Raw genomic sequence first — 18437 nt, 5'->3', positions numbered from 1 at the left:
GCCCTGCTGGGCGGCCTCGCGAGGCGGGCTGTCAGGCCCGAAGAGCGGCGCGGTCAGCCGATCAGCTGCGAGACAAACCGTGCCTTCCAGAGCGCCTCTTCGTATTCGCTTGCCGCGGTGCTGTCATAAACCACGCCACCGCCCACATTCAGCCGTGCCTGCCCGCCCTCGCCCACCATCAGCGTGCGGATGGCGACGTTGAACTCGGAGCGTCCATCGGGGGCCACCCAGCCGATCGTGCCGCAATAAATGTCGCGCGGGGCGCCTTCGAGATCGGCCAGCACCTCCATCGCGCGCACCTTGGGTGCGCCGGTGATGGACCCGCAGGGAAAGAGAGCAGCAAAGATATCCGAAAGCCCCGTACCGCCGATCATCAACCCGGTGATGAGCGACGTCATCTGGTGCACCGTGGCATAGCTTTCGACCGAGAAAAGCTCGGGCACCGCCACGGTCCCCGCCCGGCAGATGCGGCTGAGATCGTTGCGCAGAAGGTCCACGATCATCAGGTTTTCGGCGCGGTTCTTCTCGTCCGTCTGAAGGAAGAAGCGGCGGCGGGCATCCTCGGCCGGATCCTCCGAGCGCGGTTGCGTCCCTTTCATCGGGCGGGTCTGAATTTGGCCCTGGGTGTCGGTGCGAAAGAACAGCTCCGGGGATCTCGACAGCAGCGCGGGCAACCCCTCCTGCTCGACCAGCGCGCCGAAACGGACGGGCTGCACCGCCGCGAGCGCCGCATAGAGCGCTTCGGGCGCGCCCGTCGCGTGCAGCGAAATCGGAAAGGTCAGGTTCGCCTGATAGAAATCACCGGCGCAGATATACTCATGCACCCGGCCAAAGGCGTCGGTATAGCGGGCATCGTCCCAATGTGGTTCAAACCCGGACAAGGCGGTTTCACCGGGCACGAGCTGTGGCGCGATCACGGGCCAGTCATAGACACCAAACTGCACAAGAGGGAGCGCCCGCCCCTCCGGCAAGAGAGACGAGAGCTTTGGCTCCAGCGCATAGCCAAGCTCATAGCTGGCATAACCGGCAAGCCATTTGCCCTCGGCCCGCGCCTCATCGAGTGCCGCCAGGGCATCGGGCACCTCTTCCGCCCGCCAAGCCGTGATCAGCCGAGACGCCTGCCGAAACAGGCAAGCGGTGCCATCCGGCCCATGATCAAAGCGAATCTGCACTGGTACGTCCCTCGTCAGCGTTCGGGTCTAGATAGCCCTCCGGCCACGTAAAGACACCCGAAAAGCGCCAAAATGCCCCAGATTTGCGAAGTCCCTTGCACCCCGGCCCGACATGGATATAACGCCAACAATTTGCGCTGACCCGGGGGGCCCCATGCCGAAAAGAACCGATCTGAACTCCATCATGATCATCGGTGCCGGGCCTATTATTATCGGGCAAGCCTGCGAGTTTGACTACTCGGGAGCGCAAGCCTGCAAGGCGCTGCGCGAGGAAGGCTATCGCGTCATCCTGGTCAACTCGAACCCCGCGACGATCATGACCGACCCCGAGCTGGCCGACGCCACCTATATCGAGCCGATCACGCCCGAGATCGTGGCCAAGATCATCGAAAAGGAACGCCCTGACGCACTTTTGCCCACGATGGGCGGGCAGACGGGGCTGAACACAGCACTTGCCGTGGCCGATATGGGCGTGCTGGAAAAATTCGGCGTCGAGCTGATCGGCGCCAATCGCGAGGCCATCGAGATGGCCGAGGACCGCAAGCTGTTCCGTGAGGCGATGGACCGGCTGGGTATCGAAAACCCCAAGGCCACCATCGCCAACACGATGGAAGAATGCATGGCGGCCCTTGAGCATATCGGCCTGCCCGCGATCATCCGGCCCGCCTTTACCCTGGGCGGCACCGGCGGCGGCGTGGCCTATAACCGCGACGATTACGAGCATTTCTGCAAGTCGGGGCTGGATGCCAGCCCGGTCAACCAGATCCTGATCGACGAAAGCCTGCTGGGCTGGAAGGAATACGAGATGGAGGTCGTCCGCGACAAGGCGGACAATGCAATCATCGTCTGTTCCATCGAGAACGTGGACCCGATGGGCGTGCATACCGGTGACAGCATCACCGTGGCCCCGGCCCTGACGCTGACCGACAAGGAATATCAGATCATGCGCAACGGCTCTATCGCCGTGCTGCGCGAGATCGGGGTGGAGACCGGCGGATCGAACGTGCAATGGGCGATCAACCCCGAAGACGGCCGGATGGTGGTGATCGAAATGAACCCGCGGGTCAGCCGGTCTTCGGCGCTTGCCTCCAAGGCGACAGGCTTCCCGATTGCCAAGATCGCGGCCAAGCTTGCCGTGGGGTATACGCTGGATGAGCTGGACAACGACATCACCAAGGTGACGCCGGCAAGCTTTGAGCCGACGATTGACTATGTGGTCACCAAGATCCCGCGCTTTGCTTTTGAGAAATTCGCAGGCTCTGCGCCCTATCTGACCACGGCGATGAAATCCGTAGGCGAGGCGATGGCGATTGGCCGGACGATCCATGAGAGCCTGCAAAAGGCGCTGGCCAGCATGGAAACCGGCCTGACCGGGTTCGACGAGGTCGAAATCGAGGGCGCGCCGGAAAAATCCGCCGTGATCAAGGCGATCAGCCAGCAGACCCCGGACCGGCTGCGCACCATTGCGCAGGCGATGCGCGAGGGGCTGAGCGACGATGAGATCTTTGGCGTGACCAGCTTTGACCCCTGGTTCCTGGCGCGCATCCGGGAGATCGTAGACGCCGAGGCAAAGGTCCAGGCCGAAGGCCTGCCTGCTGACGAGGCGGGCCTCAGAGCGTTGAAAATGCTGGGCTTTACCGATGCCCGCCTGGCCAAGCTGACCGGGCAGAGCGAGGCGCACGTGCGCGCGGCACGGCTGGCGCATGGGGTGAAGGCCGTGTTCAAGCGGATCGACACCTGTGCGGCCGAATTCGAAGCCCAGACGCCCTATATGTATTCCACCTATGAAGAGCCGATGATGGGCGAAGTGGAATGCGAGGCACGGCCTTCTGACCGTAAGAAGGTGGTCATTCTGGGCGGGGGCCCCAACCGGATCGGCCAGGGGATCGAGTTTGATTACTGCTGCTGTCATGCCTGTTTTGCCCTGACCGAAGCGGGCTATGAGACGATCATGATCAACTGCAACCCGGAGACGGTGAGCACGGATTATGACACGTCCGACCGGCTCTATTTCGAGCCGCTGACCTTTGAGCATGTGCTGGAAATCCTGACAGTCGAGCAGGAAAACGGCACGCTGCACGGGGTGATCGTCCAGTTTGGCGGCCAGACCCCGCTGAAGCTCGCCAATGCGCTGGAAGAGGCGGGCATTCCGATCCTCGGCACCACGCCGGACGCGATTGACCTCGCCGAAGACCGCGAGCGGTTCCAGGCGCTGGTCAACGATCTGGGCCTCAAGCAGCCGAATAACGGTATTGCCAGCTCTGACGCCGAAGCCCTTGCGATTGCCGAGAAAATCGGCTTCCCGCTGGTGATCCGCCCGTCCTATGTTCTGGGCGGGCGCGCGATGGAAATCGTGCGCGACATGGCGCAGCTGGAACGCTACATCGCCGAGGCGGTGGTGGTCTCGGGCGACAGCCCTGTTCTGCTGGATGGCTATCTGGCCGGTGCCATCGAATGCGACGTGGATGCGCTCTGCGATGGCAGCCGCGTCCATGTGGCGGGTATTCTGCAACATATCGAAGAGGCCGGCGTGCATTCGGGCGACAGCGCCTGTTCGCTGCCGCCCTACACGCTGTCGAAAGAGATCATCGGCGAGATCGAGCGCCAGACCGAGGCGCTGGCGCTGGCGCTGAACGTGCGCGGGCTGATGAACGTGCAATTCGCCGTGAAGGATGATGAGATTTACCTGATCGAGGTGAACCCGCGCGCCAGCCGCACCGTGCCCTTTGTGGCCAAGGCCACCGACAGCGCCATTGCTTCGATCGCCGCGCGGCTGATGGCGGGCGAGAGCCTCGACGCTTTCCCGCATCGCGGCCCCTACCCGTCCGATGCCAAGCCCGGCACCCTGCCCATGGCCGATCAGATGACGCTGGCCGATCCGGCGATGCCGTGGTTCAGCGTCAAGGAAGCGGTCATGCCCTTTGCGCGTTTCCCCGGTGTGGACACGATCCTTGGCCCCGAGATGCGCTCCACCGGTGAGGTGATGGGCTGGGATATCTCTTTCTCGCGGGCGTTCCTCAAGGCGCAGATGGGCGCGGGGGTTGATTTGCCCAGCGAAGGCAAGGTGTTCTTCTCGATCAAGGATGCCGACAAGACGCCGCTTCTGGTGGAAACCGCGCAAACCCTTGTGGATCTTGGGTTTTCCATCGTCGCTACCGGCGGCACCGCATCGTTCCTGGAAGGGCACGGGATCGCCTGCGAGGTGGTCAAGAAGGTCTATGAAGGGCGGCCCAACGTGGTGGATATGCTCAAGGACGGCGAGATTCACCTGCTGATGAACACGACCGAAGGGGCCGCAGCGGTGGAAGACAGCCGCGAAATCCGCTCGGTCGCGCTTTATGACAAGATCCCCTATTACACCACCGCGGCGGGCAGCCATGCGGCGGCGATGGCGATCAAGGCGCGGCAAGAGGGCGATTTGCAGGTGATGCCGTTGCAGGGGTCAACGTAAACTCAAGACAAGCCCTTGAAGTTCAAGGGATTTGTAGCGCCAAGAGCTATGCAATGACGCGTCAGCAGGGTTGCACGCTTTGCATGCTGATTTTCATTGCTTCGCCACAATTTTCGATTATGTGCGGGTGACGGGGCTCGAAAGATCTACCGTATTAACGCAACCTTCAAAGATGGAGGCCAACATGACCCGCGACGAACTGAACCGTGAACTGCGTATGCATTCCGCGACGTGGCAGGCTGTTGCGCTTGTGTATGCGGCTCTCGTTGGCACGCTTGTGCTTTCGGCCATGGCCATCGTTGCGTAAGCAGGCAAGGTAAGCGTCCCGGCGGCATGGCCGCCTGACCCCTGGCAGAACGCCAACCCGACATGATTGAAACACGCCGCAGGCCCTGATCAACGGGCCTCCCGGCGTTTTCGCTTTTTACACCCCGCCCGAACGGGGAGAGGAGGCAGAGCATGAACAGAGACGAATGGCTCCGCGAGGCACGGATGCACAGCGCCAGCTGGCCTGCTGTGGTGATCTTTTACGCGATTATCGTGGGGATCATGGTCGGGTCGGCTATGGTGATCACCTGAGCTCTGCCCGCATATTTCAATAAAAAAAGGCGGCCCATTGCAGGCCGCCTTTCTTTTTGACTGTCCGGACGGATCAGCCGCCGGTGGTTTGCACTTTGGGATCGTTCGGGTCGATCTTGGCCGCAGCCGCGTCGCCCACATTGTCGATCCCACGCTCTTCGAGCAGCGTGGTCAGCCAGTTCGGATCCATCTCCGGCACCGAGCTGAGCAACAGATCGGTATAGGGATGGTGCGGGGGTGTGAACATTTCGTCCTTCGGCCCCTGTTCGACCACCCGGCCCTGCTGCATCACGATCACCTCGTCGGCGATCGAGCGCACGGTGGCAAGGTCGTGGGTGATGAACATATAGGCCAGGTTGAGCTCGTTCTGGAGCCGGTCGAGAAGGCGCAGGATGCCCTCGGCAACCAGTTGGTCAAGCGCCGATGTCACCTCGTCACAGACGATGAAAGTCGGCTCTGCCGCCAGTGCCCGCGCGATCCCGATCCGCTGTTTCTGCCCACCTGAAAGCTCGGGCGGATAGCGGTTATAGAACTTCGAGGGATCAAGCTCGATCAGGTCCAGAAGTTCATCCACACGGCTCTTGAGCGCGGCCCCGGTGAGGCCCGAATAGAACTGCGCCGGGCGGCCGATGATCTCGGAGATGCGCACCTTCGGGTTCAGCGCCGTATCGGCCATCTGATAGATCATCTGGCACTGGCGGAGCTGATCCTTGGTCCGGTTCCGGTAATCCGGCGGGAAGGGTGTTCCCTTGAACAGCACTTCGCCCTTGGAGGGCGGCAGAAGCCCGGTGATCACCCGCGCGGTGGTGGACTTGCCCGAACCGGATTCGCCCACCACGGCAACGGTCATGCCCTCGTGGATGTCAAAGCTGACGTCGTCGAGGATCTTGGGACCACCCGTATAGGCCGCGTCGACATTCTTGACCGAGATCAGAGGTGTCGCCCCTTCCTTGCGATAGCGCTGCGGGCTTTCGAAGCTGCGCACCGCCCAGAGCGACTTGGTGTAGTCCTCTTTCGGGTTGTCGAGCATCTCCTCGGTCGAGGCTTCCTCGACCTCTTCACCTTTCAGCAACACCTTGATCGTGTCGGCCATCTGCGCCACGACGGCAAGGTCATGGGTGATGTAAAGCGCGGCGGTGTTGAACTGGTCGACGATGTCGCGGATCGCGGCCAGAACCTCGATCTGCGTCGTCACGTCCAGCGCCGTCGTCGGCTCATCGAAGATGATCAGGTCCGGCCGACAGGACATGGCCATGGCCGTCATCGCCCGCTGAAGCTGACCACCCGACACCTGGTGAGGATAGCGGAAGCCGATCTCCTTCGGATTGGGCAGGCGCAGACGCTCGTAGAGGTCCATCGCGTCTTCCTGCGCTTCCATCCGCTTTTGCAGACGGTATTGCAGGGGTGCTTCGGTGTGCTGGTCGATGATCTTGTGCGCCGGGTTGAAAGACGCCGCCGCCGATTGCGCCACATAGGCGATGCGCGAGCCGCGCAGGGCGCGCTTCTCGCTTTCGGTGGCTGTGGTCAGTTCCATCCCGTCGAACTCGATCTTCGAGCCTTCGCAGATCCGCGTGCCATCGCGGGCATAGCCCATGGCCGCGGCCCCGATGGTGGATTTACCCGCCCCGGATTCCCCGATCAGGCCCATCACTTCGCCGCGATGCAAGGTCAGATCGACACCCTTGATGATGTCGATCCAGGTTTCATCCGAATAGCCCTGGATCTTCAGGTCCCGGATTTCGAGCAATACGCTTTTGTCTTGGCTCATGATTATTTCTCCTTCAGACCGGAGGACCGGAACAGCATCCAGTCAACGACGAAGTTGACCGCCACCGTCAGCAACGCGATGGCTGCCGCCGGGATTAGCGGTGTGATGTCCCCGAACGAGATCAGCGTGGCGTTCTCCCGCACCATAGAGCCCCAGTCCGCCGTGGGCGGCTGGATGCCAAGGCCGAGGAAGCTGAGGCCAGCAACGAGCAGGAACACGAAGCAGAACTCAAGGCCGAACTCGGCCACGAGAGGGGCCATGGAGTTGGGCAGGATTTCGCGACGGATCAGATAACCCGTCCCTTCCCCGCGCAGCTTGGCCGCTTCGATATAGTCCATGACCACCACGTTACCCGCGACCGCCCGGGTCAGGCGGAAGACGCGCGGCGCATAGATGATCGCCACAGCACAGATGATGACCGGCATCGAGGGGCCGAAGATCGACAGCATCAGCAGGGCGAAGATCAGCGACGGGATCGACATGATCACATCCGCCAGACGGCCCATGAACTGATCGAACCAGCCGCCTTTGGTGGCCGCCAGAAGCCCGGCACCCGCCCCAAGGATGAAGGCCGCGACCGTGGCGGTCAGTGCCAGACCCACCGAGTTGCGCGTGCCATAGACGATCCGGCTGAACATGTCGCGGCCGAGCTGGTCGGCGCCAAGCAGCATGTTCTCATCCGCCGGCGCAAAGGCGGACGAGATCACCTCGGCCTCGCCATAGGGCGCGATCCAGGGCGCGAAGATGCCGGTGATCGCGTAGGTGAAGATCACGAACATCCCGAAGGCGGCGGTCAGGGGTGCGGTACGCAGTTCCTTGGCCATTTCGTTGCTGACCATCATGATCAGGAACTCGCGGAAGCAGTAGGAGACCATCGCCGCGAGGGCCAGAAGCCCCGCACAGATGGCCACCCCGTAAAGCGCGCCCGGCCCGCCGATGATACCCAGAACGAAGGACACCATCGTAAGCGAGAAGAGCAGCGTGAACACCGACTTCTTGTTGAAATACGCCGCTGCGGTCGAACCGGCCAGAAGCAGTGAATAGTAGATTATGACAAAAGTACTCATAGCTCTGCCTCCTTATTTCGGGTGCCGCAGGCGCGGGTTGGTGAGAATGGCGCCCACATCCGCTGCGAGATTGAGCAGGATGAAGGTGGCCGCGAAGATCAGACAGCAGGCCTGCACAACCGGGAAGTCGCGCTTGGACACCGCGTCCACAAGAGCCTGGCCGATGCCGGGATAGACGAACACCACCTCGACGAGGACCACACCGGTGATCAGGTAGGCAAGGTTGAGCGCCACCACGTTGATGATCGGAGCCCAGGCATTGGGCAGGGCGTGCTTGACGATCACCTTCAGGGGCGGAACCCCCTTGAGCCGCGCCATTTCGATATAAGGCGAGGCCAGCAGGTTGATGATCGCCGCTCGGGTCATCCGCATCATATGCGCGACCACCACAAGCACCAGCGTCAGCGCCGGCAGGAAGGTGCGTTCGAGCAACTGCCCCAGGCTCATCCCGTCGCTCAGGCTGGCGATGGCCGGGAACATGCCCCATTTCACCGCGAAGTAGAGGATGAGGATATAACCGAGGAAGAACTCAGGCGAGGAAATTGAGGTCAGCGTCAGCACGTTGGCGACCCGGTCGAAGATCGAGTTGCGCAGCAGCGCGACCAGAATGCCGAGGATGATGGCCACGGGCACGGCGATAACGGCTGCGTAGGCCGCGAGGAAGAGCGTGTTCATGAACCGCTCGCCAATGACGACCGAAACCCGTTCGCCGGTGACGACCGAATTGCCGAAATCAAAGAAGATGGCCCCACCGAGCCATTCGATGTATCGCACGATCGCGGGCTTATCGAGCCCCATTTCCTTGCGCAAAGCGGCAAGGTTCTCTTCGGTGGCCCCCTGTCCCAGCACCGCTTGTGCGATGTCGCCGGGCAATAGTTCGACCATGAAGAAGATGATAATCGAGATGACCAGCAAAATGATCAACCCGAGACCAAGCCGTTGACCAACGAGCTTCAGGATATCTCCCATGTGTCCCTCCCTGTTTTAGATTTATTATTGTGGCCAGCTTTTCGGAAAATGGCTTGAGGGTCAATGCGCACTCGCGGCATTCCTGTCCAACTGGCGTCATTTACTCGGAAATCCGGCGTTCTATTCCGCGCTGTTTATGATGGTGCAACTTGATTCACCTTCATGAAAAAACCCGGCGCGATAGGCGCCGGGTTTCCTGGTGACTGGCTCAGCTTTCGAACCACCAGCGATGTGCGCCTCGGGCCCCGTCGAGCGCCCAGCTCGCGGCCAGTTGGCCGGTATGCTTGACGTTGGCGCGGCGTCCATAGACGAAGTTCGGGAAATACGGGATCACCGAACCACCGTCGTCGCGGGCGATCATGCCCATTTCGCGATACATCTCGGCGCGTTTCATATCGTCCAGTTCAGCCTTGGCCATCAGGAGCAGCTCGTTGAAGCGCGCATTCTGCCAGCGGCTTTCGTTCCAGGCGGCGTCGTCCTTGTAACCCAATGTATACATCACATCCGGCGTGGGACGCGCGCCCCAGGACACAACGCACCAGGGCTTGGTCAGCCAGACATCCGACCAGTAGCCATCGTTCGGCTCGCGCACCACGTTGATGTTGATGCCCGCCGCCTTGGCCTGTTCCGCATAAAGCACGCAGAGGTCCACGGCACCGGTGGTGATCGATTCCGCGGTGCTGAGGTTCACCGTCAGGCCCTCGGCGCCTGCCTTTTTCAGCAGAGCCTTGGCCTTTTCGGGGTCATACTCGCGCTGCGGGATGTCATCGGGCCAGTAGGGCATGGCGGGCGAATGGTGGAAGTCGTTGCCGATCGTGGCCGCGCCAAAGGTGATCTTCTCGACCAGTTCCTCGCGATCCATCGCCAGTTTCAGCGCCATGCGGACATCGACATTGTCGAACGGTGCGGTGTCACAATGCATCGGCATGGTGATGCACTGGGCCGAGGGCACATTGTCCACCTCGATGTTGGGGTCGCGTTGCAGCAGGCTCAGCGTCTTGTTCTCAAGAAGCGTGACCGCATCCACATCGCCCGTCACCAGCGCGGTCTGACGCGCGTTCGGGTCGTTGATGACGATATACTCGATCTCGTCGAAATAGGCGCCTTCGCCGTGCCAATCGTCATGGCGCACCAGGCGGGAGCCGACACCAAACTCGTGCTCGACAAGCTTGTAGGGGCCACAGCCATCGGCCGATTGCCAGTTCAGCGTGCCGTCTTCGTTGGCAGGACAGATCGGCAGGTGATAATCCGGCATGATCCAGGGCAGGTCAGCGTTGGGCGCATCGAGCTTGAAGGTGACCGAGTGGTCGCCATTGTCGACAATCTCCCTTACCGACGCGAGAAGCGCCTTGGCAGCCGAGCCTGAGTCCTCGCCGCGGTGATGGTTCATCGACGCCAGCACGTCAGCCGCCGTCACCTTCTTGCCCGAGTGGAACGTAGCCTTCGGGTTCAGGACAAAGGTCCATTCCATCGCGTCAGGTGTCGCTGACCATTCGGTTGCGACATCCGGCCCAAGCGTCTGATCGGTGTTGATCATGGTTAGGAACGAGCGGTGCGTATGGGCCAGCGAAATCATCGCATAGGACAGGTACGACCCCGGATCGTGGCTGTCCGAGGTGTTCCCGTCATGCTGGGCCACGCGGAATTTGCCGCCGCGCTGAGGCGCTGCCTTTGCGGATGTTCCCCAAAGACCGGTTGCGGCAGAGGCGGTCATGCCTGCCGCAAGCGAATAGTTCATGAACGACCGGCGGGAAATGCTGCCCTCTTTGGCAGCCGCCGCCAGGCGATTGATCAACATCTGATCTTTGACCATATTTTTTTAGTCTCCCTATTGGACCTGGTACATGCCGTTTCCGGCGTCGAAGTGTCTCTCGCTGAAGCAGTTTCCCGCTATGCGAGGAGACAGTGTAGTCGCGATTCAGGCCTGGTCCATTGCCCTGCATGCGAAAACCCTGGCGCGGGATGCGCCAGGGAATTCTGTTTTGGCTCAGCCGTCGAACCACCAGCGGCTACAGGCGCGTGCGCCATCCATCTGCCAGCTCGCCGCGAGGTTCTCGCCATGCTTGACGTTCTTGCGGTGCGCATAGACGAAGTTCGGGAAGAACGGGATAACGGTGCCGCCATCATCCTTCGCCAGAATTGCCATTTCGCGGTACATATCTGCCCGCTTGGCATCGTCCAGCTCTGCCTTGGCCGCGCGCAGCAGTTCGTTGAACCGCGCGTTTTGCCAACGGCTTTCGTTCCAGGCCGCATCGTCCTTATAGGCCAGCGAATACATCACATCCGGGGTAGGACGCGCGCCCCACTGCACCGCACACCACGGCTTTTTCAGCCACACGTCGGAATAGTAGCCGTCATTTGGCTCGCGCGTGACGTTGATGGTGATGCCCGCAGCCTTGGCCTGTTCTGAATAGAGCACGCACATGTCCACAGCACCCGAGTAAACCGAATCCGCCACGCTGAGGTCGACAGTCAGGCCTTCCATCCCTGCGTTTTTCAGCAGCGACTTGGCCTTGTCGGGATCATACGGCGTCTGTTCGATCCCTTCGGGCCAGTAAGGCATGGCCGGCGAATGATGGAAATCGTTGCCGATGGTGGCCGCGCCAAACGCAATCTTCTCGATCAGTTCCTCGCGGTTGATGGCGTGCTTGAGCGCGTTGCGCACATCGACATTGTCGAACGGCGCCACATCGGTGAGCATGGGCATGGTGATGGCCGCCGCTGAAGGCACGTTGTCGATCTCGATATTCGGATCGCGTTGCAGCAGCGCCAGGGTTTTCAACTCCAGCTGGGTGATCCCGTCCACATCGCCGGTGACCAGCGCGGTCTGGCGAGCGTTGGGGTCATTCAGCACGATAATTTCGACCTCGTCGAAATAGGCGCCTTCGAGATGCCAATCCTCGTGACGGCTTAGCTTGTAGCCAACGCCAAACTCGGCTTCTTCCAGCTTGTAGGGGCCACAACCGTCACCGGTCTGCCAATTGGCCGTGCCATCGTCGTTGGCCGGGATAATCGGAAGGTGATAGTCAGTCATAAGCCACGGCAGGTCCGCATTGCCGGACCCCAGCTTGAAGGTGACCGAGTTGTCACCATTGTCGACCAGGTCCTGAACATCCGCCAGCAGCGCGGCCGCCGCAGAGGTGGAGTTTTCGCCGCGGTGGTGATTCATCGAAGCGATCACATCGTTCGCGGTCACTTTCGCACCGCTATGGAAGGTCGCATTGGGATTGATCTTGAACGTCCACTCTTTTGCATCCGGTGATGCGGCCCATTCGGTCGCCACATCCGGCCCCAGCGACCCATCAGGTTCGATCAATGTCAGATAGGCGCGGAAGGTATGCGCAAGCTGGATCATCGAGAAGGTCACATAGGTGCCCGGATCATGCGTGTCCGAGGTGTTGCCGTCATGTGCGCCCAGGCGGAATTTACCGCCGCGCTTGGGCTCTGCCTTGGCTGCGGTTCCCCAAAGGCCGGTTGCAGCCGAGGCGGTCATGCCTGCGGCAAGTGAGTAGTTCATGAACGACCGGCGCGAAATACGGCCTTCGCGGGCCGCCGCTGCCAGACGATCAATCATCATCTGATCCTTGATCATTTCATTGTCTCCCTGAGTTTTATTGGATGCATCGCAGATGTTGGTGACGGTCGGTTTGGAAAAAGTGTTCAAGCGGATCGTCTTCCTGGCGAGTGTTCATTTGCGACATGTTCAGCAAAGCATGAAACTTTATCAAACTCCACCAAATCGTTCAAAACTTCAGAATTTCTTAAACAACCCTGAAGATTGAGCCGATTGGAGCCAGTATGGGCCTGTTCCACAGCTCAGCTTAGCCAGAAAACAACATAGAATAGTCTAAAAACGACGTCACCCCGATAGTTGTAAACTTCTTGTTATCCCCGACGGCTTCGCAGCTTTGAGAAGTAATCCAGTCGTTTTTTCAGCTCACGCTCAAAGCCGCGCTCGACCGGCTGATAAAGGACCGGGCGCTTCATCGTCTCGGGGAAATAGTTCTGCCCGGAAAACCCGTCTTCGGCATCGTGGTCATAGGCATATCCGTCGCCAAATCCCTGCTCTTTCATCAGGCTGGTTGGGGCGTTGAGGATATGTTTGGGCGGCGGCTCGCTCCCCGAGGCCTTGGCCGCCTTCATCGCCGCCTTGTACGCCACATAAGCCGCGTTGGATTTGGGCGCGAGCGCCAGATAAGTCACCGCCTGCGCCAGCGCCAGTTCGCCCTCGGGGCTGCCCAGCCGCTCATAGGTTTCCCAGCTTTGCAGACAGACGGCCTGCGCCTGCGGGTCGGCAAGGCCGATATCCTCAACCGCCATCCGGGTGATCCGCCGGGCCAGATAGCGCGGGTCTTCGCCGCCTTCCAGCATCCGGGCCAGCCAATAGAGCGCCGCATCCGGGTCCGAGCCGCGCACGGATTTGTGCAGGGCGGAAATGAGGTTGTAATGCTCGTCACCCGATTTGTCATACTTGGCCGCGCGCTTCATCAGCCGTTTGGTCAGCGCCTCGGTGTCGAGCTTGCCTTCGACGGTCCAGGCCGCCACCTGTTCGATCAGATTGAGAAGCGCCCGCCCGTCGCCATCGGCCATCTCCAGCAGCGCCTCGCGCGCGGGGCCGTCCAGCGGCAGCCCCTTGCCCAGCTCCTTCTCGGCCCGCTGCGCCAGCCGTTCCAGATCGGCCAGATCAAGCCGCTCCAGCACCAGGACCTGCGCGCGGCTCAGAAGGGCGGCGTTCAGCTCGAAGCTGGGGTTTTCCGTTGTCGCCCCCACCAGAAGGATCGTACCATCCTCCATATGCGGCAGGAAGCCGTCCTGCTGTGCCTTGTTGAAGCGGTGGATCTCATCGACGAAAAGCAGCGTCCCCTGCCCGTTCGCCCGGCGATGCTTGGCCGCCTCGAACACCTTGCGCAATTCCGGCACACCGGTGAAGATCGCGCTGATCTGGACAAAATGCAGGTCGGTTTCATCCGCCAGAAGCCGGGCGATCGTGGTCTTGCCCACGCCGGGCGGACCCCAGAAGATCAGCGAACCAAGCGAGCCGGAGCCGAGCATCACACCAAGCGGCGCGTCGGGCCCAAGCACCTGTTCCTGGCCGATCACCTCCGAAAGGGTCTTGGGGCGGAGCCGGTCCGCCAGCGGGCGCGGGGCGCTGTCCGGGGCCTCCGTCGGGCCAGTATCGAAGAGATCCGCCACCGCTCAGAGCCGGAACCGAAGGGTGACACGCCGGTTGCCCCGCCCGATATCGAGTGCCAGCCGTCCGCGCACCTCACGCAGCATCGCCTCGGCCTCTTCAGGGCTGTCAACACGCTTGCCGTTGATCCCAAGAAGGATATCGCCGCGCTGCATCCCCGCCCGCGCCCCGGTCTGGCCCGGATCGGCCACCACCACGCCTTGCGAGTTCAGCGGCAGGCCCATCTCGGCGATCACCGCCGGGTTCACCTGTTCCAGGGTGATGCCCGGAAACACCGTGCGCCGCGATGTGGTGAGCGTGCCGCGCGGCGGATCATCGGGCGGCGCGATGAGACTGAGCGTCACCTGCTCGGCGCGGCCTTCGCGCACGCGGGTGACGACCGCTTCCTGTCCTAGCCCCGCGACGGTCATGCGATAGACCATCTCGGCTGGTGTATTCACGGCCACGCCATCCACATCGGTGATCACATCGCCGGGGATCAGCCCCGCCGCCTTCAAGGGGCTCGCCTCGTGAAACTCCGACAGGACGATCCCGCCGGGGCGGTCAAGTTGCAGCACCTCGGCCAGATCCGCATCGACCGGCTGGCCGGTGACGCCTGCCCAGGGGCGTTCAAACCGCGTCTTGCCCGCCTGCGCCTGCGCCACGAACTCGGCCACGAGCGCGGAAGGAATGGCAAAGCCGATCCCGTTGGAGCCGCCCGAGCGCGACAGGATCGAGGTATTGATCCCGATCAGAGCGCCATTCACATCCACCAGCGCGCCCCCCGAATTGCCGGGGTTAATGGGCGCGTCGGTCTGGATGAAATACCCGCGTGTGTTGCCCATCGCCGTGCCGGACCGCGCCAGGCCCGAGACGATCCCGCTGCTGACCGTCTGGCCCACGCCAAACGGGTTGCCGATGGCCAGCACCAGCTCGCCCACCTCCACCGTGTCGCTGTCACGCAAGGGCAATGCCGGCAAGTCTTGCGCCTCATCCAGTTGCAGGATCGCCAGATCGCTTTCCTCATCCGACAGCAGCACGCGGCCTGAAAACTCGCGCCGGTCATTGAGCACAACGCGGATATCCGTGGCCTCGCCCACCACATGATAGTTGCTCACCACGATCCCCTCACCGCTGAGGATCACGCCGGAGCCAAGCGAGTTCTGCACCCGCTGCCGGGGCGCGCCGAAATCGCGGAACAGGTTTTGAAAAAACGGGTCGTTCGAGAAAGGGCTGGCGCGCACATTGACGATGCGCTTGGCGTAGATATTGACCACAGCGGGCGCGGCTGATTTGACCACCGGCACGAAACCCAGGGAAATCTCGGCCTGGCTTGCAGGCACGCGGGTTTCAGCCCAGAGCGGGCTTGTCAGCAGTATGAGGCAAGCGAGCGTGGCGCGAAACATGGTCACTCCGGCGGTGGCGCTGATCAGGATATGAGCCGCGCGCCGCCGGATTGCAAGCCGCGCGGGCGGCGAGGCAGCTCTCAGTCCAGCGGGGCGTGCAGCCTTGTGCCGGCAGTGACGATCCCGCCGCGATTGCCAATCTCGATCGAGCCATAGCGTTGCCGGAAGCATTCCGGCAGCGGCCTGTCCCCCGGAACAGACAGCCACAGCCGCATCAGGTGCCGCCGCTTGTCCCTATCGGGCCAGTCGACAAAGCCGGTCCGGTCGTGCAGTTGCGCGTGATTATAGACAAACTGCATATCGCCCGGCTTGAGGCGCATCTGGATGTGCAACTCCGGATCATTGGCAAGGGCGTCGAACATATCGAGCGCCTCGATATGCTGCTCGGTCAGGCGCATGGCGTCGGGAAACCGCTGCGCGCTGTCGATATACTGCCGCTGGTAAAAAACGGTCAGATGACCCGCGTGCCAGCTCAGCACCGGGATTTCCATGAAAGGCTTCATCCCTTCGGGAACCTCGCCGCGCCGGTCGGTGGCGATGGGGTCAAAGAGCAGCGCCAGAAGGTCCGGGCGCGTGGCGCGCATGCGGTTAAAGAGTGTCTCGGCGCTGACCAGAAGGCTATCGCCGCCCTCCTTGGCATCGCGCAGGCACATCAGGCCCACCACGTCGGCGCTGTCGGTGTGAAAGGTCTGGCGCGCGGAGGTCTGATAGATGCGGGTGTTGGTGTCGTTGGGGTCCGCCCCTGTATCGCGCACATGGCCCAGGATGTGCCCGGCGGCATTCTGCGAGCGCGCCCGCCCCAGATGCGCGCCGATCCCGCAGAAGATGGTGGCGGCCATCTCCTGGCTATACCGCTGCACGGGCAGGCCGCTCAGCACCTCAACGCCGATACCCTTGATCAGCTTGTCACGCAACCGGGTCACATGGCTGGCAAACGGGCCCAGCGGAAACGCCTCTGCCGTGATCTCACCGATGTCGCGGCCAAGGGCGAGATAGGCCTCAGCCGCCTGTTCAAGATCAGCGATCTGTGCATCGGAAAGGGCGACGTGCCATGTCTCGGGCCGGGCCGCCAGATCGCGGCCGATCCAGGCCGCGGGGCCGGTGAATGCGGGGGGAAGTTCGTCAAGGCGCATAGCTGCAGTTAGGCTGCAAATGACCCAAAAGAAAAGCCCCCGCCGATCCGGCAGGGGCCCCAATTCCCATTCGGGAATTCAATTTATTCGTCGTCGCCGGCTGCCTCTTCGGCGGCCACGCGGGCCTTGTCGGCGGCACCCTTGGCATCGACGTCACGATCGACGAATTCGATGATCGCCATCGGAGCCATGTCGCCATAGCGGAAGCCGGCCTTCAGCACGCGGACATACCCGCCCTGACGTTCGGCATAGCGCGGTCCAAGCACGTCAAAGAGCTTGGCCACATGCATGTCCTGCTTGAGCTGCGATGCGGCCTGACGGCGCGCGTGCAGATCGCCGCGCTTGCCCAGGGTGATCAGCTTTTCCACCACGCGGCGCAGTTCCTTGGCTTTGGGCAGGGTGGTCTTGATTTGCTCATGTTCGATGAGCGAGCCGGCCATGTTGGCAAAGAGCGCCTTGCGGTGCTCATGAGTGCGGTTCAGGCGGCGGTATCCTCGTGCGTGACGCATTTTTCTGGTTCCTTCTTGGTTTTGCTTTGTCCGGCGGTCTGATGCGTGTCAGCCGCTCTCCTTGGGGCGGGATTGCCCGGTGGTGCGTGAAATCACGCACCCTACATCCTGGCGGTAGGGTGCGTGTTCACACGCACCTAAAACTGGTCTTCGAATTTCTTGGCCAGGTCCTCGATATTGTCGGGAGGCCAGTCTTCGACATCCATACCCAGGTGCAGACCCATGCCAGACAGCACTTCCTTGATCTCGTTCAGGGACTTGCGGCCGAAGTTCGGGGTGCGCAGCATCTCGGCTTCGGTTTTCTGGATCAGGTCGCCGATATAGACGATATTGTCGTTCTTCAGGCAGTTAGCCGAGCGCACGGAAAGCTCCAGCTCGTCCACTTTCTTCAGCAGAAGCGGGTTGAACTCCAGACCATCGTCCTCGTCCTGACGGCCGGCGCTCTCAGGCTCTTCGAAGTTGACGAAGATGCTGAGCTGATCCTGCAGGATACGCGCGGCATAGGCCACGGCATCGTCCGGGGTGATCGAGCCATCGGTTTCCACTTTCATGGTCAGCTTGTCATAGTCCAGCACCTGGCCCTCACGGGTGGGCTGTACGTCATAGCTGACCTTGATCACGGGGCTATAGATCGCATCGACGGGGATCAGGCCAATGGGCGCATCCTCGGGCTTGTTCTTGTCTGCCGAGACATAGCCTTTGCCGGTATTCACGGTGAGTTCCATGAAGAGATCGGCGCCATCGTCGAGGTGGCAGATCACGTGCTCTTTGTTCAGCACTTCGATGCCCGCGCTGTCGGAGATATCGCCCGCGGTCACGACGCCCGGCCCCTTGGCATTGATCGACAGGCGCTTGGGCCCTTCGACTTCCATGCGCAGGGCGACGCCCTTGAGGTTCAGCACGATGTCGGTCACGTCTTCACGCACACCGGCAACCGAGGAGAACTCATGCAGGACGTTGTCGATCTGCACGGAGGTGATGGCGGCGCCTTGCAGCGAGCTCAGCAGCACGCGGCGCAGGGCGTTGCCCATGGTCAGGCCAAAGCCGCGCTCCAGCGGTTCGGCCACGATGGTGGCCTGACGCAGCGGGTCATTGCCCGGCTTCACGTCGAGCTGTGTCGGTTTGATCAATTCGGCCCAGTTCTTATGGATCATGCTCTTCCCTCCATACCTGTCGCCCCCCCATGTCCAAAGGTGGACGACGCCCGAGGTTT

Annotated in this window: 13 protein-coding genes; 2 read left to right on the top strand and 11 right to left on the bottom strand. The window is 61.7% G+C overall.

The features are described 5' to 3' along the window. Positions 1-53 precede the first annotated feature (53 nt). Positions 54-1172, bottom strand: a complete 1119-nt coding sequence (locus EI983_RS05045) for an aminodeoxychorismate synthase component I (protein ID WP_157706308.1) — start codon at positions 1170-1172, stop codon at positions 54-56. Between the two features lie 154 nt (positions 1173-1326). Here EI983_RS05045 and carB point away from each other — a divergent pair, with 154 nt between their 5' ends. Then, a complete protein-coding gene (gene carB / locus EI983_RS05040; RefSeq protein ID WP_157706307.1) occupies positions 1327-4623 on the top strand; it encodes a carbamoyl-phosphate synthase large subunit in 3297 nt (1098 codons plus the stop codon). Between the two features lie 184 nt (positions 4624-4807). Then, positions 4808-4930, top strand: a complete 123-nt coding sequence (locus EI983_RS19415; protein ID WP_281356454.1) for a hypothetical protein — start codon at positions 4808-4810, stop codon at positions 4928-4930. 345 nt (positions 4931-5275) lie between these two features. Here EI983_RS19415 and EI983_RS05035 read toward each other — a convergent pair whose 3' ends face one another. The 10 genes from EI983_RS05035 to EI983_RS04990 all read right to left on the bottom strand — a co-directional run bounded on the left by EI983_RS05035 (position 5276) and on the right by EI983_RS04990 (position 18378). Further along, positions 5276-6970, bottom strand: a complete 1695-nt coding sequence (locus tag EI983_RS05035; RefSeq protein WP_157706306.1) for an ABC transporter ATP-binding protein — start codon at positions 6968-6970, stop codon at positions 5276-5278. Between the two features lie 2 nt (positions 6971-6972). Continuing rightward, entirely contained in the window at positions 6973-8037 is a 1065-nt protein-coding gene (locus EI983_RS05030) for an ABC transporter permease (RefSeq protein ID WP_157706305.1), read from the bottom strand. 12 nt (positions 8038-8049) lie between these two features. Further along, entirely contained in the window at positions 8050-9006 is a 957-nt protein-coding gene (locus EI983_RS05025) for an ABC transporter permease (protein WP_157706304.1), read from the bottom strand. A 208-nt stretch (positions 9007-9214) separates the two neighbouring features. Beyond that, entirely contained in the window at positions 9215-10804 is a 1590-nt protein-coding gene (locus tag EI983_RS05020) for an ABC transporter substrate-binding protein (protein WP_246162289.1), read from the bottom strand. 189 nt (positions 10805-10993) lie between these two features. Next, positions 10994-12598, bottom strand: a complete 1605-nt coding sequence (locus tag EI983_RS05015) for an ABC transporter substrate-binding protein (RefSeq protein ID WP_157706302.1) — start codon at positions 12596-12598, stop codon at positions 10994-10996. A 293-nt stretch (positions 12599-12891) separates the two neighbouring features. After that, positions 12892-14199 (bottom strand): replication-associated recombination protein A, encoded by a 1308-nt coding sequence (locus tag EI983_RS05010; RefSeq protein ID WP_157706301.1) that lies wholly within the window; start codon positions 14197-14199, stop codon positions 12892-12894. 3 nt (positions 14200-14202) lie between these two features. Beyond that, positions 14203-15582 (bottom strand): trypsin-like peptidase domain-containing protein, encoded by a 1380-nt coding sequence (locus EI983_RS05005; RefSeq protein WP_157706300.1) that lies wholly within the window; start codon positions 15580-15582, stop codon positions 14203-14205. 80 nt (positions 15583-15662) lie between these two features. Further along, positions 15663-16715, bottom strand: coding sequence for a TauD/TfdA family dioxygenase (locus EI983_RS05000; protein ID WP_157706299.1), 1053 nt, complete (start codon positions 16713-16715; stop codon positions 15663-15665). Between the two features lie 83 nt (positions 16716-16798). Further along, on the bottom strand, positions 16799-17224 hold the full coding sequence (gene rplQ, locus EI983_RS04995; RefSeq protein ID WP_157706298.1) for a 50S ribosomal protein L17: 426 nt from the start codon (positions 17222-17224) through the stop codon (positions 16799-16801). 137 nt (positions 17225-17361) lie between these two features. Next, on the bottom strand, positions 17362-18378 hold the full coding sequence (locus EI983_RS04990; protein ID WP_157706297.1) for a DNA-directed RNA polymerase subunit alpha: 1017 nt from the start codon (positions 18376-18378) through the stop codon (positions 17362-17364). Positions 18379-18437: the final 59 nt, after the last annotated feature.

This window comes from Roseovarius faecimaris (assembly GCF_009762325.1).
Taxonomy (GTDB): Bacteria; Pseudomonadota; Alphaproteobacteria; order Rhodobacterales; family Rhodobacteraceae; genus Roseovarius; species Roseovarius faecimaris.
Note: the sequence above shows the minus strand (reverse complement) of the source record. Positions and strands in the feature narration are given on the sequence as shown.